The following is a 20,654-nucleotide window of genomic DNA, read 5'->3' on the forward strand; positions in this document are numbered from 1 at the left end:
CGTTCGTATGCGGCATGGTATGGTTTAGCACCGGCAAACGCAGGCAAAAACGAATGATGTATGTTGATCACCTTATTGGGATAACGGATCAGGAAATCAGCGGACAATACCTGCATATAACGGGCAAGCACGATAAAATCGACTTTTGCATCTTTCAAAAGTTTCAATTGTTGCACCTCCTGCTCAGACTTATTCTCCCTGGTAATGGGTAAATGATAAAATGGGATACCAAAACGTTCCGCTATGGGTTGCATATCAGTATGATTACTGATAATGAGTGGAATATCCACCTTCCAGTCTCCTGATTCCCATCGGGAAAGAATGTCATACAGGCAATGGGACATCTTGGATACAAAGACTGCCATACGTGGGCGCTGCTCCGGAAAATACAGATCAAATTCCATCTGATAAGGTGTAGCTATCAAAGTCTGGAAATAATCATGAATTTTCTCCTTAGGAATCATAAAACCTTCCAGATCCCATTTCAAGCGCATGAAAAAACGATTGACACTCCGGTCGACATGTTGTTCCAGTGATAATATGTTTCCCTTATTACTGTGGATAAATTCTGTAACTTTTGAAACAATCCCCGGTTGATCGGGGCAATGAATAAGTATGATTGCAGTCATTTAAAAATATGATATATCAACCCGATTACAATTTGAAAGTTTATATGTAAACACCAACAAAATTTATCACCAACCGGATCGGTTTTTATACAAATTTCCCGGCAAAGATAAGAAATATCGGTAATTGTTTGGTTGTCGACTTAAAAACCAAAATACCAGGTAGCGATGGAAAAATAAATCAGTACCCCGGTTATATCGGAAATGGATGTAATAAGCGGTGCACTTGCCGTGGCAGGGTCTAATTTCAATTTGGTAAAAATAAACGGCAGGGTCAGCCCGATCAGACTTCCCGTCATCACCGTCAACACCATGGTGGCAGCTACCACTACGATTACTTCCGGAGCCCTGAAACTGGCAATGATGGATACACCAATTGCCATGGTAATTCCTAACAACAAAGAGACAACAATCTCTTTACCCAGTAACCTGAACCAATCTCTCATATGCACATCTCCGATGGCAATAGAACGGATCATCAATGTCGCAGACTGGGAGCCGGCATTACCTCCGCTACCGATCAGTAGCGGCAAAAAGAAAACCAGAGATACTATAGACTGGATGATATTTTCATAAAATGAGATGGCCGCACCTGAAAAAACATTCATGAACACCAGTGCCGTTAGCCAAAATACTCGTTGTTTATACAAATACCCTATTCTAGCCTTCAACGGATTAATAATGGCTTCCTGAAAGGAACCGAACTTATGGAAGTCCTCAGTGCTTTCTTCTTCAGCAACATCCATCACGTCGTCAATAGTAACGATTCCCAGCAATGTTCCATCCGTATCCACTACAGGTAAAGCGACTCTGTCATAATCCCGGAAAATCTTAATTGCTACTTCCTGGTCATCAAAAGCGTTTAGTGCTACAAACTTATGATCAATCAATTCGGATATTTTCTGGCCGGGTGAGGCAAGAATGATCTCTTTGATCCTTATATCATCAATCAGTTTCCATTGTTGATCAACGACATAAATCACATTCAGGGTTTCTGAATCACGTCCAAACCTCCGGATATGCTCCAAAGCTTCTTCCACAGTCTCATAAGGCTTTATAGCCACATATTCCGGCGTCATCAAACGTCCGATACTGTCTTCCGGATAACCGAGGAGCCTGGTGGCAATCATACGCTCTTTGGCCGAAAGCAACTGTACCAGACGCTGGCTTATTTTTCCGGGCAATTCCTCAAAAAAAGCAGTTCTATCATCCGGATCCAAGTCATTCAATAAACTTGTAATGATATTGCTGTACGTAGCAAGGCCTTCTATGATTTCCTCCTGTTTGTCATGTGAAAGATATTGGAACGTCTCCTTTGCATGTTCACGGGTTAAAAGGCGGAATACAAAAATTTCGTCGGATTTGGACATTTCCTCAATCACTTCAGCCAATTGAAGTGGTTCGAGTTCAGTTAGTTCTCTCTTTAAAATTTTCCAGCTTTTGTTTTCAATCAGTTCTTGAAAATGTGCTCTGATTTCATTCATCATTTGGTCTCCTTACATTTAGCTCCGTAAGAAAACCGAAAAGGCCACTTACAGAGGAGTTTAATACTTTCTTTCTCTACAATTCGGATATGGGCCTTCGTCCATGGTTATATGTTTTGGTTACTAATAATGATTTTTGGATATTCTCCCAAAAACCGCCGCAAAGGTATAAAATATAATCAAGACTCGAACAACAAATATTTATTATTCTTTTTTTATCAATACATGTAATACATATGAAATTACAGGATAGAAAATACCCTGAATGCTGTTTTAAATACCTGTATTGCATTCAGGGCATTTCCGTTCAAATCCAAAATTTCTCAAACGATCATCAATATAAAAATTGATAATTCATCCCGGATCAAACCAAATTCACCGGCCCAGTATACTTTTCCTGTAGGTATGAAAATTTATGAGTGAGCATTTTATATACTTTTTAGAGGGGGTAATATCCCGTCTACCCGGATAAGCAGAAAAAATCAAAGACCTACCCGATACAAATTTTCATTTTCTCAGGGCATAGATCAGTTCATCCGTTAATTCTCCGTTCTTGATCAATACTCCTTCAAATCTGGCCTCAAGTACAAAACCGGCTTTTTCCAGAATATGTTGTGACTTCCTGTTAGAGCCAAACGGCCGGGCGAAAATCCGCGTAATATCAAATGTCTTAAATCCATAGTCGACAATTCGGCATATGGCCTCACTCATGATCCCTCTTCCCCAGTAGGTTTCGGAAAGCCAATAACCTATCTCCGCATTTTTACGGTGAATATCCGTTTGTGGAAATATTCCGATAGAACCGACGGCTTCCCGGTCTGCTTCAATGGCAAATATCCTTACCGGATCATCCGAAATCGCCACAGACAAAAATTCCCTCCCACTTTCATGAGTATAAGGATTCGGGAATTGATCCGACAGGAACCGGGCTACATGAACATTATCGGCATGTTTGACCAAACTGTCCAGATCGGTTTCCTGCCATTTTCGTAATTTAAATTCCATCATTCAGATATATCAAATCAACCTTTATCGGCTAAAAATAAGAAAAATATTAAATGCTTCGAAATATATTCTACTTTTGCAGTTTACGAATTTAAAACCTATCAAAATGAACCATTTTCTTTCAAAGATCATCTTATTGACAATTACCATCACAACACTATTTTCAGCCTGCAGTAATAATGAAAAATATACCCTGGAGTACCATCTCTCCAAAGGAGACGTTTTCAAGCAACAAATGACCATGGATATGTTGCTGACCCAGAAAATGCAGGGACAAGAAATAAAAATATCCACTCTGATGACCATGGACATACATTATGATGTGACTGATGTACAAGATGATATCTATATGATGGATATGAAATTTGACGGCATAAAAATGGATATGGATATGGGTGTTATGAAAATGTCTTTTGACTCCAATACTACCGAGACCACAGCCACAGCGAATAATCTGAGTCCCATGTTCAAAGCCATTGTCGGACAATCTTTTCAGATGACGGTAAACAAAAAGGGCAAAATCCAATCAATCAGCGGCTTTGAGAACATGATCACAGCCATGATCAGTGCATTGGACGGAGGCATGGATGAATCCACCAAACAACAAATTGTCGCTCAATTCGGACAACAGTTTTCCGACGAAAAAATGAAGTCAATGTTTGAACAAATCTCTGCATATTTTCCGGAAAATCAGGTTGCAATCGGTGAAAGCTGGCAGGCAGACATGATGGTCAACAACAACCAGTTCAACATGAATGCCAATATGAACATGAAGCTGAAAGAAGTTAAAGATCAAGTTGCAATTGTCGAAATTCACGGAACCATATCCACACCGGAAGGTGGTATCTCTCAACAGGTGCAAGGTATGGAAAGTAATATCACCATGAGTGGGAAACAAGAGGGAATTGTTAAGATAGATATGAAAACAGGATTTCCTGTCAGTAATGAAATAACACAGGATATTAATGGTGAAACATCCATTATGGGTATGAAAATTCCCATGTCTATCATCTCCAAAATTACGACTAAAGAAGTAAAATAATAATAGTTAAAAGAAAAAACATAAAGAGATCCAGAAAACCCGGATCTCTTTATGTTTTTATCCGGTCAGCTATACGCATACTCATAGGCATCATGAACGACATTGGCATTTGTTAATGAGCAAAAAAAATCTATTTTTTCCAATGGCGTATCTTCCATGATCATAGCAAGGGCCATCTGATCATATAAATGATATAAAATCCTATCCATAAAAGAATTTTCAGGTCCCATTTTTCCCCAACATTCATTCAGTAACGGTTCAATTTTATTCAGGCAGAACAGATCCCTGATCATATTGTCCCGGACAAACCATTCTCCATGGTAACCTTCGGATATGTCTCCAAACAATCTGAATTCATCTTTACGTATCCGGCACCGGTACCAAGCTTCACAGCCTGGAATAAAAAACTCGGGAGACACATCCAGGGAACAAAAATCCGGGATTGAAAGTATCTGTGAATACTCCGCAGGAAGTAAATTCATTTTTCTCTCTATCTGATACATCCATCCGTCAATCCATTGCCAACGTTCCTCTTCCCAATTCCAGACTTCGCATATACAGTGTTCTGTTTTTTTTATAGGATCAAGAAATGTCACAAATCCTGACCTAACCCTTGACGGGATAGAGTTATGCCTTAAAATCGAACAAATCAGTAAGGATATATCCCGGCTGTTTCCTATAGAAAAGCTGTCATAGCCCAATCCATTCCGGAGAAGATCCATGCGTACCTGAACTCTTTCCAATCGTTTTGCCATGCTGGAAATATACATATCGCCTCCCTTGCTGCATTCAGGGATATTCATACAATTCGATTCAACCAAAAAGTCATTCAGAATCAATGGAAAACTTTTTTCACAAATTTCCAAAATGTCAGAAGATTGATAATCAAACATATATGAATATTCTCCAGGAGAAGATACCATACTATGGGTCCTGTAAAATTCGATCTTTTGCTCCATGTGTTTTCTGTTTATACTTTTAACAGAAAAACACCTAATTTTGTTTAGTTTCTTTTTATTTTTCCAGAAAAAATTGTTTAGGGACTATAAGATCAACGTATAAAATTCGTACGCATGCGGGGTTCTTCCGTTTTAGGAACAATCCCCGATTTTTTCCCACATTCTATACATTTAAGTATCCATGCCATATTCCTTCCCAAAGTACGCATGATCTGCAGACCCTCCAGATCCTGTTCCACCTCTTCAGGTGTATTTCCATGTACCATGTTCCAATATTGGGATGGAACTACCGGCATATTGGAGATGGTAAAATATTTATTTAATTGATCCAAAGCTGCAGTGGTACCTCCTCTTCTGGCAGAAACCACGGCTGCTCCTGGTTTATAAGCGAAATATTTCCCAGCATAAAAAAACCTGTCTAAAAATGCAATAACGGCACCATTTGCAGAGGCATAATACACAGGTGAACCAAAAATAAAACCATCGGCATTTTCTGCTTTGGCAAGCCCAACATTCACCACATCATCGTCAAAAACGCAGCGACTTGGCAAATCCCTGCATTTTCCACAACCGAAGCATCCGCGAATTGGTTTGTTCCCGATATGGAATATTTCAGTCTGTATGTTTTCTTCTTTCAAGGTCTTTTCGACTTCGGACAAAGCCGTAAAAGTACAACCGTTACGTTTAGGACTTCCATTAATGAGTAAAACTTTCATAGTTAATCGATTATCTGATTCTGTTATTGTGTTATAGTACCACACAAAGATAGTCGATTATAAAAAATAAATAACGATATTATTGATAGATTCATTTGAAAAATGATTAATTTTGATCGTTTCAATACAATTTAATTACATAAATAAGTAACATCAAAACAGGAACAACCATGAAAAACGGAGTAATGATGCAATATTTCGAATGGAATCTTCCCAATGACGGAAATTTGTGGAATCAACTCAAAGCCGATGCAGCACACTTACACGAAATAGGAGTAACATCCGTCTGGATTCCACCGGCCTATAAGGCTGATGAACAACAAGATGAAGGTTATGCCACTTATGATCTTTTCGACCTGGGAGAATTTGAACAGAAAGGAACCATACGCACAAAATACGGCACCAAACAGGAACTTAAGGAAATGATTGATGAACTGCATAAATATCAGATTTCCGTGTATCTGGATGCCGTGATGAATCATAAAGTCCGTGGAGATTTTACGGAAAAGTTCATGGCTGTGGAAGTGGATCCCCAACAGCGAAACCACGCAATTTCTGAAGAATATGAAATCCAGGGATGGACGGGGTATAATTTTCCCGGACGGGAAGAGAAATATTCCGATTTCAAATGGCATTGGTACCATTTTACAGGCACAGAATACGATGATGCAGCTAGAAAAACCGGCGTATACCGGATTTTGGGTGAAGGAAAACACTGGAGTGAAGGTGTGGATGATGAAAATGGCAATTACGACTTTTTGCTAGGTAATGATATCGATCTGAACCACCCTGATGTGATCCAAGAATTAAACCGTTGGGGAGTATGGGTATCGGACGAATTGAATCTGGACGGAATGCGACTGGATGCTATTAAACACATGAAAAATCTGTTTGTCAAACAATTCCTGGATGCAATAAGGGCAAAACGCGGAAACGAGTTCTATGCCGTAGGAGAATACTGGAAAGGCGATTTTGATTCATTACAGCAATACCTTGAAGAGGTAGATTATAAAATTGATCTGTTCGATGTTCCCTTACACTATAAAATGTTCCAGGCATCCCATGAAGGAAGGGATTTTGACTTCACAAAGTTTCCTGAAGATACCCTGGTATCAAAATTCCCAGCCAATGCAGTTACTTTTGTCGACAACCACGATTCTCAAAGGGGAAGTTCGCTCGAATCCCAGATCGATGCTTGGTTCAAACCGATAGCTTATGGATTGATTCTCCTGATAGAGAAAGGATATCCATGTATTTTCTACGGTGATTACTATGGTGTTAAAGGTGAAAAATCTCCCCACAGGCCCATCTTGGATATTCTGCTGGATGCCAGAAGAAAATATGCCTACGGTGAGCAGAAAAACTACTTCGACCATCCCAACACTGCAGGTTTCGTAAGAATGGGCGATAATGATCATCCGGGATCCGGTCTGGCCTTTCTGATGTCAAACGGAGAAGACGGAGATAAAATAATGAATGTCGGAGAGCAACGAAAAGGTGAAATATGGCATGAAATCACCGGTAATGTCAGCGAAGAAATAACAATAGATAAAAAAGGGAACGGACAATTTCTGGTCCATGGCGGAAAATTGGCCGTCTGGGCAAAAAAATGAATAAAACCACTCATTAACGAATAATTTCATTCATACTCAATCAACACATCATACTAAATCAATAACTTTTAATATTAGAAATCATGCTTGAGAAAGTTTATTACGGAAACACGCTTCAGGATTGGGGAATTTCTTTGTTGATCATCATCGGTGCCCTTTTACTGAATAAGGGTATATCCATGCTCAATAAACATGTAATCAGAAAGGTTACGGCAAAAAGCAAAAATAAACTGGATGACATTCTTTTCTCCACCCTCGAGAAACCAATACTGCTGGGAATTATCCTGGTAGCCATATGGATTGCTGCCACACGTCTGGATATCTCTGTTAAAGTACGTGATGTAATCGGCAAGTCATACCAGATCCTTACCGTACTGAACATTACCTGGTTTTTTGCCCTTTTAATTGGCGCTCTTATCGATGAATATTCATTTAAAAAAGATGAGAAAACAGGGAAAAAACAGGAAAATAAATTATTACCGTTGATCAAACGGGGCATCCTTATCCTTGTCTGGACCATCGGCTTGGTCACTGCCCTGAACAATGTGGGGGTAAAAGTGACGACTCTTCTCGGAACCCTGGGGATAGGAGGAGTTGCAGTTGCATTGGCTGCACAGGATACCATCAAAAATATATTCGGAGGTATTACCATTTTTACGGATCATCCGTTTCATATCGGCGATACCATAAGATTCGACAGTTATGAAGGTACGGTCGAGGATATTGGTATTCGCAGCACACGTGTACGGACTTACGACAAACAAATTGTGACGGTACCTAATTACCGCATCATGGACGCATCGGTCACCAACATATCCGTAGAGCCGAAAAGACGCATTGTAGTGAAGCTGGGAGTGACCTATGATACTTCTCCGGCCAAAATGAAAGAAGCGATAAATATACTCACCGGGTTACCCAAAGCAATAGAAGAAATGGACGATAAAGATCTGACAGCGATCTTCTCCGATTTTGCAGATTCAGCCCTGATCATCACTTATACCTATTTTATTAAAAAATCCGCCGATATCCTGGGTACCACCTCAAAAGTAAATTTTGAAATATTAAGCCGGTTTAATGCTGCCGGACTTAATTTCGCATTTCCCACCCAAACGATCACGATATCAGAGCAGCTTCTTGGAAAAATAGAGGAAAAAGATCCGGATAAAGGAATGGAAACAAGCGCAAAAACAAGTGAACAGGCAAATACAAAAGATCAATAGCTTTTCCTACTCTTTAAAGATCTTAATCGTACTGTTTTTCAGTACAACAATGTACATTCCTGCCGGAAGGTATCCGGCAGGAATGGTTTCCTGATCTGAAAAACAAAATTTCTGTAACCATACCTTCCCTGTCATGTCTACCACTTTCAGCCATTGTCCTGTCGCATTTTTTACCGTAAAATGATCTCTGACCGATGTCGGGTATACTTCCGAAAGGTCGTTCAATTTTTCATCTGTTCCTAGTGGAATAGGATCAGGATTGGGAGTTCCGTTAGATTCGTTAAATGTAGGTGGTTGTATCACCCAATCAGAGTATCCGTCAGGAAGACGGGAATAACTCATATTTTGGTCCAATGCAGGAAATATTACAGCATCAACCAGTATCAGCTGTCCATATGGGTCCTGCCGGGAAAGGATCACAGTCTCCCCTTCTTTATCCAGTTTAAATCCGGCATGTAATGCTCCCTTTTCAGGTTCTCCATCTGCCCATATGATCACACGCCCTTTGGCAGGGATCATCGTTTTTTCGGGTGATGATAAAGGAATCCTGGATAATGTCCAGTTCAAAGGATCATCCGACAAATACCAACCGGAAATATCAACATCCTGATCTCCGGGATTATATAACTCAATATAATCATTTGTTTTTCCATATTCATCTTTGATCTGATTATTACTGGCCACGACTTCATTGATAAAAATCTTCACATCTTCATGTTGATCAGTCATTCCGGGGCCATCATAGATGGCTTTGAGTTTTATCGGATGATTAAGTACCGTCGTGTATAAAGGACTTTCAAGAATCTGTGTACCTCCGGCTGTATAACTGGCAAAACTAAGATCAAATATCAGGTCGGAACTTGTTGCATTACATTGATGAACTTCAACAGCAATCAGGTTTTCACCATTTACCAGCATATTTTTATTGACGGAAAAACTAACCAGGTCGCCATTATTATAGGCGTTTGCGTATGTATTGAAAGATAATGTCCCGGATGGAAGGTTATAGCGTCCTACTTCGATTCCATTCACATATACTGCCGCACCATCATCTACATAAACAGTAATGACAAAATTATCTTTTGCTTCAATGTTTTCGACAGTTACTGTTTTCCGGAAATACGCTGCAGGATATTTATAATTGGCGTCATTTCCATAACCGATCAGGGTCACTTCTCCTTTATTCCCATACCCAAACTGCGCATCTCCTGCATTCCAGGAATCATCCGAATAATTTTTCGTATGCCAGTTAGCCGCAGGAATACCGTTTCTGTCCCAATACTTCCATGAAGCGCCCATCTTAATATGCTCATTGGATGTTCCTCCTGCCGCTTCCCAATACTTAAAAGTATATCCCGGAACATTTTCAGCCCGGATGGAAACAGGTTGATTATTAAAATATTTCAACATAATCCGGTTATCCGGTATTTTTTCCGAAAAGAAGGTATAAGAAGCCCTGTCAATATTCGAACTGATATCAATAGTCCGTATGAATGTCGAATTAAAGAAGCGGTTACTGAGAAATCCCATCATCCTGTCCGGACGGTTGAGTGAGAAATCTTTCATTTTATTTATTTCATCATTGAAAGAACTTCCACCGTATTTCGATTTGTGATAAATTATTTCAGTACTTATCCTGGATGATAGCTGATCCATAATTTTATTGACCCGGTTGGTTTCAAATGTCGAAGAAAGCTGAACACAAAAACGACGGATAAATTTTTCTTTAAACTCCTGATTGGTCATCAACCGCCGGGCCAGTTTAGCCGACCATTCTGCAGCATCATTCAACAAATAATTCAGGGTATTGTGACTATAAGCCGTATTCAATGCGAATCCGAAATCCGTATCATACAAAATCCACCGCCATTTTCCGTTTTCCTTCTTCTTCCATACTTTAAAATTATTGTGCGGCCAGTCTGTGTTTCCATAATATATCTCGGCAATCAGGTAATTGATATAGTTATCCACATCCATCATTTCACAGACCCTGGCATACACCTCGGGCTGTGTCACATCATTTTGCGCCACGTAATCCGTCAATTTTAAAAATTCAGGATCAGTAGTTATTTCCTTGGTTTCAAGCAGGAAGAATTCGTCATCATTTAATCCGTAATTGGTAAAAAGGTAATCTTTACTGCTTCGTTCCCGTATATTCTGTATTCCGTAATACTTGCCATTGATAAAGCATATAGCCGGTTCATAAGCCAGATAGTCAATATCCATCCTACCGATGATCAAAGTCTGCATGAAAGCGTCGCGCATCATAGTTTTGGAGAAATCATTCCCGGAATTACGAAGCTGTATATCTTTATAATGTCTATACGGTTTTGTTTCAGGGAAAAAATCATACCTGAGCTGGTTCTCTCCGAATTTTTTCCGCGGTGATATCTTTAACGATTTCTGGGCACTTTTCCTCGACCACCCCCCACTTATCGCGATATCCAATTCCTGATTCAACCGGGACACTCCTTCTTTATCAAACAATTCAAAATTAGCCGGCCTGTCCCAATCCTGGTTCCAGTTATGATTCTGATCTGTTCCGTTTCCGGGAATTCCATTGGTTCCCTTCACATATATGCCAATAACATCATCTGTCAGGTTAGCTTGATCAGTCACAATGGAAACCACCGGCAAAGTAAATGGACGCTGGTTGATAAAATAGGTTGCAGTAACCACGTCACCCGGTAATTTATCATCAGCAAATGCCCTGGCCCGTATGATCGAAATACCACCTAACGATATCTGCTTCCCGGATACATATTTGGTTGAAGAACGTGTCGGTTCTTTCCCATTGGTAGTATAAAATACTTCCTCGCCTTCTTTCACAGAAATAGTTAATTTTAGGGCCTTCGGATAAAATCCGCTTTTTTCACTGAATATAGGCGTCTCACAACGTCCGGAAGCTGACTTCCTGTAATTATTTGATCCTCCCTGACTATATTCCGAAAAATAAACCCATGCTCCCACTCCATCCTGCTTTCTCCCATAGGATATATTCCTGTATTGTTGGGGATATTCAACCTGATCAATAATTTCCCTCTGCCCATTTAGTAAGAACAACTTCCCACCTTCCGGTTTCAGCTTAAAATTTGCATGTCCGTTACGGTCACTACGTTCGAACCATAGCAAACTATAGCCTTTTGCCGGGATCATTTTCTGGAGAGGTTGCCATTTTTGGGGTTGAGAAAGATCATCTGTGAAATAATATGTTCCCTGATTCTGGGAGGCTTCACCTGTATTATATAATTCAACCCACATGCTGTAATTATAAGAATCATCCATGACCGCAGAAACATTATTGGTCATTATCTCATTTATTTTTAGCTGTGCAAAAACAACAAAAGGATACAGCGAAAGGATGACAAAAAGGATCTTTTTCATAGCATGATATCATAAAAAGATACATTTGTCAATATTACATCATTTTTCTGAAGAAACAAATATTAAGTAATTTCTTTTTCATTAAGCACTCAGTGCTATTTATTTTTTCCTTAAGTCACATTGATCAAATTGATTACACTTATTAAATAGACTTTAATTGTTTGCTATTACTTAGTAGTTGAAATATCCAAATAGAATTGAAATAAAACCTATAATCAAACAGACCCGGTTGTTTATTTGATTAAAACTTTTAAACCATGGGGAACAATTTTGATATCCAGTGTTTCGTCCATTTCAAAGGGATCACCGTCAAGGTGGATCGGATCATCCGTTTTTCTCTTGATAATGATTCGTTCTGCTTTCCGGGTGTGGTAATACGGGCTTTTGTGAATGGTTTTACTGATCAGCCGGAATGCCAGGTCAGAAGCTAATACTTTTGGAAAGGGTTTTAATATACATACATCCAGCCGCCCGTCCGCAATATTTGCATGGGGTGCAATATAGCCATTGTTCCCATACTGGGAAGAATTTGCAACTGTTACCAACATAGCGTCCGTATCAAACTTATCGCCATCTATATCCAGGGTATATTCCTGGGAACGATAAGTAATGAATTCCTTGCCAATGATGGAAACATATTTCAAAAACCCGCGTTTCTTTGTGTGGGCAAAAACATCGCTGACATGCGCATCAAATCCCGTTCCGAGCGTACAAAAAAAAGGATGTCCATTTGCCATACCATAATCAATACAAATGGTTTTGGCTGCATTCACGACCTTAAGCGCACCACCCAAACGTAATGGGATATGTAAATGACGGGCCAATCCATTTCCTGACCCGGAAGGAATAATACCCATGGCCGATTCGGTATCCCTTAAGGCTGTAGCTACCTCATTTACTGTACCGTCACCACCTACTGCTATGATATAAGGGACTTTATTAGCTACCTGCTGACGGGCTAGTTCAAAAGCATGGCCACGCCGCTCGGTAAAAAAAATCTCAATATCGAAACGTCTTTCATTAATCCGTTTACGGATGATACCAGGCCATGAACTTTTTTTTCTTGTTCCTGAAATGGGATTAATGATAAAACTTATTTTTTGCTTCACAGGATATTCCCTTTATGCGGTTAATGAATATTTCGATCATTTGACGGATACCGGTTGAGTGGCTGCCATATTTTCATTCCTGTCATTGGTCGCATTTACCACATTTGCTGCCAAATCCATGAACGCTTTACCGGTAATTGTGTTTTCATCAGCTGCTACGGGTTGTCCGATATCGCCACTCTCACTGATACTTTGTACTATAGGTATTTGCCCTAATAACCGGAGGTGCTCACGTTCAGCCAATTGTTTGCAGGCATCTTTTCCGAATAAATAATAACGATTCTGGGGTAGTTCTTCCGGAGTAAACCAGGCCATGTTTTCCACCAGACCCAGGATCGGAACATTCACCTTTTCATTACGGAACATATTGATCCCTTTCACAACATCCAATAAGGCTACCTGCTGCGGGGTACTCACAATCACAGCTCCTGTGACCGGAAGTTCCTGCACAATAGTTAAATGAATATCACCTGTTCCCGGAGGTAAATCGATCAGTAAATAGTCCAAATCACCCCATTCTCCCTGGTGTAATAATTGCTTAAGCGCACTTGTCGCCATCGGGCCACGCCATATCACAGCATCTTCGGGCCGGACAAAGAATCCAATAGATAACATACGAACACCGTAACGCTCTACAGGAATGATACGTTCACTTCCCTCCTCACCTGAAATACCGGGGGCTACACCTTCCACACCAAGCATCTTCGGAATGGACGGACCATATACATCAGCATCCAGTAATCCTACCTGATAACCCATTTTAGCCAGGGCTACTGAAAGATTTACAGCCACTGTCGATTTCCCGACCCCGCCTTTTCCGGAAGCAACAGCTATAATGTTTTTTGCCTGCGGAATGGAAGAAGGTGTTTGTTGGATTTGTTGTACAGATTGTATTTCTATTTTCGGATCAACATCGGGATGTACATAATAACGCAAAGCTTTTTCACAGGCACTCACTATAGAATTCTTCATCGGATCCTTTGCTTTGGCAAAAGTAAGTGTAAAAGCAATCTCAAGACCATCGATATGTATATGGTCGACCATACCCAACTCCACAATATCTTTACCTGCAGCGGGATGTTTCACATGTTTTAATGCGCTGACAACTTCTTCTACAGTAATGCTCATTTTGGTTTGATTTTAAACGCAAACTTACAGATTTTCTTTGAAAGAAAAGAATAATGCTTCTACTTTAATCGGTTAGTAAAAAACCTTTAAAAAACACCTTTCACAGGAGAGGAAATTTTTATCCTAAATAATCTTTTACCCCATTTTATAAAATATCATAGTAGATGCCTGTCGATCCGGAAAAATCAGCAGACATGGAACAATATGTCCGGCATTATGTTATAAAAGCAGATCATTACTTTATTTCTTTTATCTTTGTAACATACTTAAATTTCATATTCATGAATGAGTTGAATATACCGGAAACAAAGAATCCTCGGATAGTAGTAATAGGTGGTGGATTTGCAGGGCTAAAACTAGCCAAACATTTGCGTAAGAAGCCTTATGAAGTCGTGTTGATCGACAAACATAATTATCATCAGTTCCAACCGTTAATTTACCAATTGGCAACAGCCGGGATTGAACCGTCATCCATCAGTTTTCCCTTCCGGAAAATATTCCAGCGATCAAAAAATATACATTACCGTCAGACAATTGTTGACAGTATTGATCCCGAAAAAAACATAATTACCACATCTGCCGGGAAGTTGTCTTATGATTACCTGGTATTGGCTACAGGTACCATATCCAATTATTTCGGGAATGATGATGTTAAAAAGAACAGTTTAATTCTGAAATCGGTCCCGGATGCCTTATACATGAGGAATCAATTGTTAAGGAATATTGAACTTTTTTCTACCTCCGGCGACCCCGAAGAAAAAGAAAGGTTATTGAATGTTGCTATTGCCGGAGGAGGTCCCAGTGGTGTAGAAGTCGCCGGGACTTTAGCGGAAATGAAAAAAAAGATTTTCCCTAAAGATTATCCGGATACTGACTTTTCAAAGATGAGGATATGCCTGGTAGAGGCTGCCGATCGGCTTTTAAACACATTCAGCCAGAAATCGTCGGAAAAAGCGAAAAAATACCTGGAGAAACTTGGGGTGGATGTCATGTTGAATACAAAAGTATTGGGTTATGACGGAAAAACAGTTTCTTTATCAACCGGAGAATTACCCACTTATAATTTCTTATGGGCTGCAGGCGTCCGGGGAAAATTCCCTCCCGGACTTAATCCGGATATTGTTACACGGGGAAACCGGCTAAAAGTAGACAGGTATAATATAGTAGAAGGATACGGTAATATTTATGCAATCGGCGATGTTTCAAGTGTTACGAATGATCCTAAATACCCGAACGGACATCCTCAATTGGCACAGGTGGCCATCCAGCAAGGAAAGAATGTAGCCGGAAATTGGGAACGGGCCCGGAAAAAAAGACCGTTAAAAGAGTTTGAGTATCATGATCTGGGGATTATGGCGACCATAGGGAGGAACCTGGCGGTAGTGGAACTTCCTTTTATGAAAATATACGGAATAATTGCCTGGTTCATGTGGATGTTTGTCCATCTGATGGCTATCCTGGGCGTAAAAAACAAATTCTTTATTTTTATTGACTGGGTACACAGTTACTTCACATTCAATCCTTCATCAAGACTGATCATAAAACAGGAAAGAGAAATGGAGTAAATACTATTGGAGGAATTTTTCGCGCAATACATACCTGGCCTCTTCCCCTAATCCGAGCCCAAGATAAAAGAATGCATCAACAGTACCATACTTACGGATAATAGCATTAAAAGTAGCCTGTAAATAAGCAGGATTGGCCTCCATTATTTGCCGGGCCATTTCGTCATCCATTCCTTGTTCTTTGACCAAAGAATCAATGATCTTTTCGTTTTCATCTTTACGATAAATATTTGTGGAAACATAATCCGACAAAATGGTTTCCATAGGTATCTCCATTGAATACAAAAACAACGCGGCAGCAATACCTGTACGGTCTTTCCCTGTTGTAGAATGAAAAACAAGTGCCGAAGTATCGGGCAAAGCCAGCAATTTTCTAAAAAAAGGCTGGTATTTTTCTTTAAGAAAAGAGATGTCCGAATAAAAAGCAAGCATTAACTCTTTTCCTGATTTGAATTCTTTAGCATAAGAAGCAAGATCCGGAATAGTAAAGTTCCCGGCAGGAAGAAGGAGATAATCACTTCCAGGCAACAACCGGTCCGGTGCGTTTTCAACTTCCTCTTTTCCCCGGAAATCCACCACAGTGTATATCTTCCTCCGTTTCAATTCTTCCATATCCGCATCCGTTAACTGGCTGAGCTCCGCAGAACGATAGATCCGGCCTGTTTTTATGCGACGGAATTCCGTAGTAACATACCCTCCCAGATCCCTGAAATTGACGGCACCTTCCAGCTTTACCTCATGATTCACCTGTGGGCGACGTTGCGCCTGTACAAAAACAGGAAACATAGATAGTATCAAAACAAATATATATGTTCTCATATCACACTGAAAATGTACTGTTCATTCAATTGGCCTCTTAAAAAAAGCAATATAACCGACAGTCTGATGTGTCCATCTAAATGTAAAAAACATAGATCCTCCTTCCACTTTAGGTTCTATCCTTACCAGTTCCCAGCCCTGTTCTCCGTATCTGTCGAATTCTTCATTAATGTTTTCCGGAAGTCCTGAACTTGTATTTGTTTTAGCACTGATATAAACAATCTTATATTCCCATTTCATCTGTTCATAATTTAATTTTTAAGGTCAGATGGAATACGCCATAGATAATTATTACGTTGGATGAACAGTAATGTTCAGGCTATTTCATGGTTTAATTTTAAATCTGTGCCTTAATCTGTTCGTATATTTTCATTGATCGCATCCGATTCAACCAGTCCGTCCCGTAACCGAATAATACGGTGTGCATAACGGGCAATATCTTCTTCATGCGTTACGAGTATGATCGTATTTCCATTACGATGTATTTCACTGAATAATCGCATAATATCAACAGAAGTCTTACTGTCCAGGTTTCCGGTCGGCTCGTCGGCCAGTATAATGGAAGGGTTTCCTACCAATGCCCTGGCAACTGCTACCCTTTGCCTTTGCCCCCCTGACATCTCATTGGGTTTATGATGCATCCGGTCGGTTAATCCTACCTGTTCAATAACTTCTTTCGCCCGTTCTACCCGTTCCGATTTCGACGCTCCTGCATAAATAAGGGGTAACTGCACGTTATCCAAAGCATCATAACGTGGAAGCAGATTAAATGTTTGGAACACAAAGCCGATTTCCTTATTACGTACCTCGGCTAATTGATCATCCTCCATTGTACTGACATCATGATCATTAAGAATATAGGTCCCATGGGTAGGCGTATCCAGGCATCCGATAATGTTCATCAATGTAGACTTTCCGGAACCTGAAGGACCCATGATTGCTACATATTCATTTTTCTCAATAATGGTGGTCACGGATTTAAGTGCAGGCACTTCAATTGTTCCCCCTACCATATATATCTTGGCTATGTCTACCAATTTTATCAACTCTTTCATACAGAAATCTTTATCTTATGAGCCCTATTAAAGGATAATCGTATAAAGGAAGCAAATAAAAACCATAAATCTTTCCCGTGGAATAAGAAATTAACATTTCTTAACAGCCTTGTGGTTTTCCTGAGGAATAACTAAGCCATCAAAATGCTGAACCGACTGCAATAAAAGTCAGTAGGCTGTATAGTAAAGACTAGCGTAAGAAAAATTACAATTTACTGTATTTCAGGCATAAAACATAAAGATAAAATTTAAAACTACCTTCATTTCATTTTTTATTTGGTGGTATTTTGGATAACTTTGTGCATTATGAAAAAAGGTCATGCCGATTTACCGCTTCATTACGGGATCGTTCCCCAGTGGCTTGCCCAGCGGATGTGTCTGCTGGGAGGGGCAATTGTGGAGGCGATTGTGATGGATTACGGCCGGAGCGCTTTGATGCAACGGTTAAGCGATCCTTTCTGGTTTCAGTCTTTAGGGTGCGTCCTTGGTATGGACTGGCATTCCTCAGGCATCACCACTTCCGTGATGAATGCTTTGAAAAAAGCCATCAATCAACGATCCGCAGATCTGGGAATATATGTGTGCGGAGGAAGAGGAAAATCTTCCCGGAATACACCTTCCGAACTATTGGCCATAGCTGAAAAAACCGGATTGAACGGCGATGAACTGGTAAGAAGCAGCCGGCTATCTGCAAAGGTCGACAATACGGCTGTCCAGGATGGGTACCAGATCTATCTGCATTCGTTCGTAGTCACAAAAGAAGGAGAATGGACGGTCATACAACAGGGCATGAATCCTGCCGAACGCATGGCAAGGCGTTACCACTGGCTTTCTTCCTCCCTGTCTTCATTCATGGAAGAACCCCATACCTCGGTCTGCGGAAAAAACCAGGGACAAATTCTTAACCTCACCGATCGACTTGCAGTACCGACCAAAGAAGGGATACTGGAACTGACGCGGGAAAATCCGGATAAGCTGCTACGGGAAGTTTCCATTATTCTTCCAAGGCACCATGAAGTGAAAGAGGAGGATGTAAACCTGAAACGGTTAGGTACGGCGTTGATCCTGGCACATGAAACGGACATCAAAGATATGGAATCCCTTCTTCTGCTGGAAGGTGTCGGGCCCCGGACCTTACAGTCGCTGACTCTGGTCAGCGAAGTGATCCACGGAACCCCGTCCCGTTTTTCCGATCCTGCCAGGTTTTCATTTGCCCATGGAGGAAAGGACGGACACCCCTTCCCTGTGCCTACACGTGTATATGACGAAACCATCCAGATCTTCGACAAAGCCATTCATCAGGCAAAAATGGGAGATAAAGACAAATCGGATGCTTTGAGGAACCTTTCCATGATTTCGCAGGAGATGGAAAAGGGATATACTCCCAACCGTTTCTTTGATGATGTAATACAGCATGAACGGGATACTTCCTATCGATACGGTGGAAAAACCGTCATGGGAGACGCTAAAAGCCCGAAGAAAAATGCCGTCAGTTGAGACTTTGGGATTGACTTAGAACCTCCTGATCCCAAAACGGTCAAATGCCTGCCTTTTACACAACCACATAGAAAATAACACTGCAATCAGCGACGAAGCAAAGATCGTGATCATCAACATGATCTGGTATTTAATGGCTGTACCCGGACTACTGCCTCCGAGGATCTGTCCCGTCATAGCGCCGGGCAAAGAAATCAATCCCATCACAGCCATAGAAGCAATGGTAGGGTTGAAAGATTTAACGATGGCCTCCCGGATAAACGGCGCCAATGCTTCATTGTGGGTAGCGCCGTTGCCCAGCATGTAAAAGTAATACTGTCGTTCGCGTTCGATACTTCCGAAAAATGAATTCAGGGCCAGCACATTGGCCGACAACATATTTCCGAGGATCATCCCGCTGACCGGAATAAAGTAACGGGCTTCGAAGACATGCTCCAGCTGTACCACTACGCCCATGAAATAGGTATCGATCACAGCAATGGAACAAAGCAGAGAGACACAGATGGATGGGAAAAGCTGTTTCAGAGGCAACCGGGTACGTTTCAGAATAGTGAACGAGGCCACGGAAATCATTACCAACACCCACAATACATTTACCCACCAAAGGTTCCATTGGAACAGGTATTCAAGATAAAAGCCGACCAGAAACAACTGAAGGGTCATTCTTCCGGCAGCCACCAGGGTATCCTTAACCAGCCCCGTACGGAAATAATACAGGAAATAGACCGGAACCAGCAACAGCAAAAACCCGAAAATAAAACCGGTATAACTGATATCGATCGTACTATTCATCGCCTCCGATTTTTATCTGTTGGTCAAAAGAGCGGATGAACCGTTCATCATGAGAAACTGCCAGAATTGTAGTATGTTCCATCCGCCGGAAAAAAGTGATCACTTTATCAATGGATGCCGAATCCAGCGCAGAGGTCGGCTCATCGAGCAGGATCACCGGTTTGTCCAGCAAAGCAGCAATAAGTAGCATGATGCGTTGCTGCTCTCCACCGGATATCTCACTTATCCGTTTATCATAGTGGGCACTGTCCAGTCCGAGCTGTTCAAAATAATCCAATACCTGATCCTTTTCCGGTTTTTGTTCCTTATTGGCTTTGAACAGAAAAGGAGCATCGATCAGTTCTTTTACATAGGTGAACGGCAGTGCCGCTTCCTGGGGTACCCAGGCGATCTTTTCACGAATCGCATCGACATGACTTTCATTGACAGTCAGACCATTCACCGAAACCGTGCCCGAATCAGGCCTGGTAAAACCCGGGAGCATCATCAACAGGGAACTTTTTCCGCTTCCCGACGGGCCATAAAAAACGACTTTCCGGCTTCGGGGAACCTCCAGTGAAAAATCCTGCAGTAAGGCCCGATGATCGTAAATAATAGAAACACTGTGGTAGATGATCATCATTCAATTTTTACCCAAAGG

18 protein-coding genes are annotated in these 20,654 nt (G+C 40.9%); 5 read left to right on the forward strand and 13 right to left on the reverse strand.

What is annotated here, in order from left to right; genetic code table 11:
• The 3 genes from LBQ60_08220 to LBQ60_08230 all read right to left on the reverse strand — a co-directional run.
• A partial coding sequence (locus LBQ60_08220; GenBank protein MDR2037893.1) for a formyltetrahydrofolate deformylase occupies positions 1–629 on the reverse strand: 629 nt, incomplete at its 3' end.
• A gap of 140 nt (positions 630–769) precedes the next feature.
• Positions 770–2,110, reverse strand: coding sequence for a magnesium transporter (gene mgtE / locus LBQ60_08225; protein ID MDR2037894.1), 1,341 nt, complete (start codon positions 2,108–2,110; stop codon positions 770–772).
• A 507-nt stretch (positions 2,111–2,617) separates the two neighbouring features.
• Complete coding sequence (locus LBQ60_08230) at positions 2,618–3,118, reverse strand: GNAT family N-acetyltransferase (protein MDR2037895.1); 501 nt, start codon at positions 3,116–3,118, stop codon at positions 2,618–2,620.
• Positions 3,119–3,221: 103 nt separating this feature from the next.
• Here LBQ60_08230 and LBQ60_08235 point away from each other — a divergent pair, with 103 nt between their 5' ends.
• Positions 3,222–4,157, forward strand: coding sequence for a DUF6263 family protein (locus LBQ60_08235; protein ID MDR2037896.1), 936 nt, complete (start codon positions 3,222–3,224; stop codon positions 4,155–4,157).
• A 65-nt stretch (positions 4,158–4,222) separates the two neighbouring features.
• Here LBQ60_08235 and LBQ60_08240 read toward each other — a convergent pair whose 3' ends face one another.
• Positions 4,223–5,116: a transglutaminase-like domain-containing protein gene (locus tag LBQ60_08240; GenBank protein ID MDR2037897.1), complete on the reverse strand. Its 894-nt coding sequence runs from the start codon at positions 5,114–5,116 to the stop codon at positions 4,223–4,225.
• Positions 5,117–5,208: 92 nt separating this feature from the next.
• Positions 5,209–5,832, reverse strand: coding sequence for a flavodoxin family protein (locus LBQ60_08245; protein MDR2037898.1), 624 nt, complete (start codon positions 5,830–5,832; stop codon positions 5,209–5,211).
• A 170-nt stretch (positions 5,833–6,002) separates the two neighbouring features.
• Here LBQ60_08245 and LBQ60_08250 point away from each other — a divergent pair, with 170 nt between their 5' ends.
• Positions 6,003–7,445, forward strand: a complete 1,443-nt coding sequence (locus tag LBQ60_08250) for an alpha-amylase (protein ID MDR2037899.1) — start codon at positions 6,003–6,005, stop codon at positions 7,443–7,445.
• Positions 7,446–7,528: 83 nt separating this feature from the next.
• Positions 7,529–8,665: a mechanosensitive ion channel family protein gene (locus LBQ60_08255; GenBank protein MDR2037900.1), complete on the forward strand. Its 1,137-nt coding sequence runs from the start codon at positions 7,529–7,531 to the stop codon at positions 8,663–8,665.
• A gap of 6 nt (positions 8,666–8,671) precedes the next feature.
• Here the strand turns inward: LBQ60_08255 and LBQ60_08260 are convergent, their stop codons facing one another.
• The 3 genes from LBQ60_08260 to LBQ60_08270 form a co-directional block, all read right to left on the reverse strand.
• Complete coding sequence (locus LBQ60_08260) at positions 8,672–12,049, reverse strand: CotH kinase family protein (protein MDR2037901.1); 3,378 nt, start codon at positions 12,047–12,049, stop codon at positions 8,672–8,674.
• A gap of 233 nt (positions 12,050–12,282) precedes the next feature.
• Positions 12,283–13,158: a diacylglycerol kinase family lipid kinase gene (locus LBQ60_08265; GenBank protein ID MDR2037902.1), complete on the reverse strand. Its 876-nt coding sequence runs from the start codon at positions 13,156–13,158 to the stop codon at positions 12,283–12,285.
• 36 nt (positions 13,159–13,194) lie between these two features.
• Positions 13,195–14,286: an Mrp/NBP35 family ATP-binding protein gene (locus LBQ60_08270; protein ID MDR2037903.1), complete on the reverse strand. Its 1,092-nt coding sequence runs from the start codon at positions 14,284–14,286 to the stop codon at positions 13,195–13,197.
• A gap of 164 nt (positions 14,287–14,450) precedes the next feature.
• Here LBQ60_08270 and LBQ60_08275 point away from each other — a divergent pair, with 164 nt between their 5' ends.
• On the forward strand, positions 14,451–15,851 hold the full coding sequence (locus tag LBQ60_08275; protein MDR2037904.1) for an NAD(P)/FAD-dependent oxidoreductase: 1,401 nt from the start codon (positions 14,451–14,453) through the stop codon (positions 15,849–15,851).
• 3 nt (positions 15,852–15,854) lie between these two features.
• On the opposite strand, the gene LBQ60_08280 is transcribed toward LBQ60_08275, so the two are convergent.
• The 3 genes from LBQ60_08280 to LBQ60_08290 all read right to left on the reverse strand — a co-directional run bounded on the left by LBQ60_08280 (position 15,855) and on the right by LBQ60_08290 (position 17,716).
• Positions 15,855–16,670: a tyrosine-protein phosphatase gene (locus tag LBQ60_08280; GenBank protein ID MDR2037905.1), complete on the reverse strand. Its 816-nt coding sequence runs from the start codon at positions 16,668–16,670 to the stop codon at positions 15,855–15,857.
• 21 nt (positions 16,671–16,691) lie between these two features.
• Positions 16,692–16,910 (reverse strand): DUF4177 domain-containing protein, encoded by a 219-nt coding sequence (locus tag LBQ60_08285; protein ID MDR2037906.1) that lies wholly within the window; start codon positions 16,908–16,910, stop codon positions 16,692–16,694.
• Between the two features lie 110 nt (positions 16,911–17,020).
• Entirely contained in the window at positions 17,021–17,716 is a 696-nt protein-coding gene (locus LBQ60_08290; GenBank protein MDR2037907.1) for an ABC transporter ATP-binding protein, read from the reverse strand.
• A gap of 315 nt (positions 17,717–18,031) precedes the next feature.
• Between LBQ60_08290 and LBQ60_08295 the strand changes: the two genes are divergently transcribed.
• Positions 18,032–19,222 (forward strand): DUF763 domain-containing protein, encoded by a 1,191-nt coding sequence (locus tag LBQ60_08295; protein MDR2037908.1) that lies wholly within the window; start codon positions 18,032–18,034, stop codon positions 19,220–19,222.
• Between the two features lie 15 nt (positions 19,223–19,237).
• Here LBQ60_08295 and LBQ60_08300 read toward each other — a convergent pair whose 3' ends face one another.
• Together LBQ60_08300 and LBQ60_08305 are read right to left on the reverse strand one after the other, a co-directional pair.
• Positions 19,238–20,014 carry an ABC transporter permease gene (locus LBQ60_08300; protein ID MDR2037909.1) on the reverse strand — a complete coding sequence of 259 codons (777 nt, stop codon included), beginning with the start codon at positions 20,012–20,014 and terminating at the stop codon, positions 19,238–19,240.
• Positions 20,007–20,636 (reverse strand): ATP-binding cassette domain-containing protein, encoded by a 630-nt coding sequence (locus tag LBQ60_08305; GenBank protein MDR2037910.1) that lies wholly within the window; start codon positions 20,634–20,636, stop codon positions 20,007–20,009. The genes LBQ60_08300 and LBQ60_08305 overlap by 8 nt, the downstream gene beginning before the upstream one ends.
• Between the last annotated feature and the right edge of the window lie 18 nt (positions 20,637–20,654).

The organism is Bacteroidales bacterium (assembly GCA_031275285.1).
Lineage (GTDB): Bacteria > Bacteroidota > Bacteroidia > Bacteroidales > UBA4181 > JAIRLS01.

Coding starts and splice junctions, on each gene's coding strand:
- LBQ60_08295 (MDR2037908.1), top strand. CDS start 18,032: ATGAAAAAAGGTCATGCCGATTTACCGCTTCATTACGGGATCGTTCCC.
- LBQ60_08300 (MDR2037909.1), bottom strand. CDS start 20,014: ATGAATAGTACGATCGATATCAGTTATACCGGTTTTATTTTCGGGTTT.
- LBQ60_08250 (MDR2037899.1), top strand. CDS start 6,003: ATGAAAAACGGAGTAATGATGCAATATTTCGAATGGAATCTTCCCAAT.
- LBQ60_08230 (MDR2037895.1), bottom strand. CDS start 3,118: ATGATGGAATTTAAATTACGAAAATGGCAGGAAACCGATCTGGACAGT.
- LBQ60_08255 (MDR2037900.1), top strand. CDS start 7,529: ATGCTTGAGAAAGTTTATTACGGAAACACGCTTCAGGATTGGGGAATT.
- LBQ60_08240 (MDR2037897.1), bottom strand. CDS start 5,116: ATGGAGCAAAAGATCGAATTTTACAGGACCCATAGTATGGTATCTTCT.
- LBQ60_08280 (MDR2037905.1), bottom strand. CDS start 16,670: ATGAGAACATATATATTTGTTTTGATACTATCTATGTTTCCTGTTTTT.
- mgtE (MDR2037894.1), bottom strand. CDS start 2,110: ATGAATGAAATCAGAGCACATTTTCAAGAACTGATTGAAAACAAAAGC.
- LBQ60_08235 (MDR2037896.1), top strand. CDS start 3,222: ATGAACCATTTTCTTTCAAAGATCATCTTATTGACAATTACCATCACA.
- LBQ60_08245 (MDR2037898.1), bottom strand. CDS start 5,832: ATGAAAGTTTTACTCATTAATGGAAGTCCTAAACGTAACGGTTGTACT.
- LBQ60_08305 (MDR2037910.1), bottom strand. CDS start 20,636: ATGATGATCATCTACCACAGTGTTTCTATTATTTACGATCATCGGGCC.
- LBQ60_08285 (MDR2037906.1), bottom strand. CDS start 16,910: ATGAAATGGGAATATAAGATTGTTTATATCAGTGCTAAAACAAATACA.
- LBQ60_08270 (MDR2037903.1), bottom strand. CDS start 14,286: ATGAGCATTACTGTAGAAGAAGTTGTCAGCGCATTAAAACATGTGAAA.
- LBQ60_08275 (MDR2037904.1), top strand. CDS start 14,451: ATGCCTGTCGATCCGGAAAAATCAGCAGACATGGAACAATATGTCCGG.
- LBQ60_08260 (MDR2037901.1), bottom strand. CDS start 12,049: ATGAAAAAGATCCTTTTTGTCATCCTTTCGCTGTATCCTTTTGTTGTT.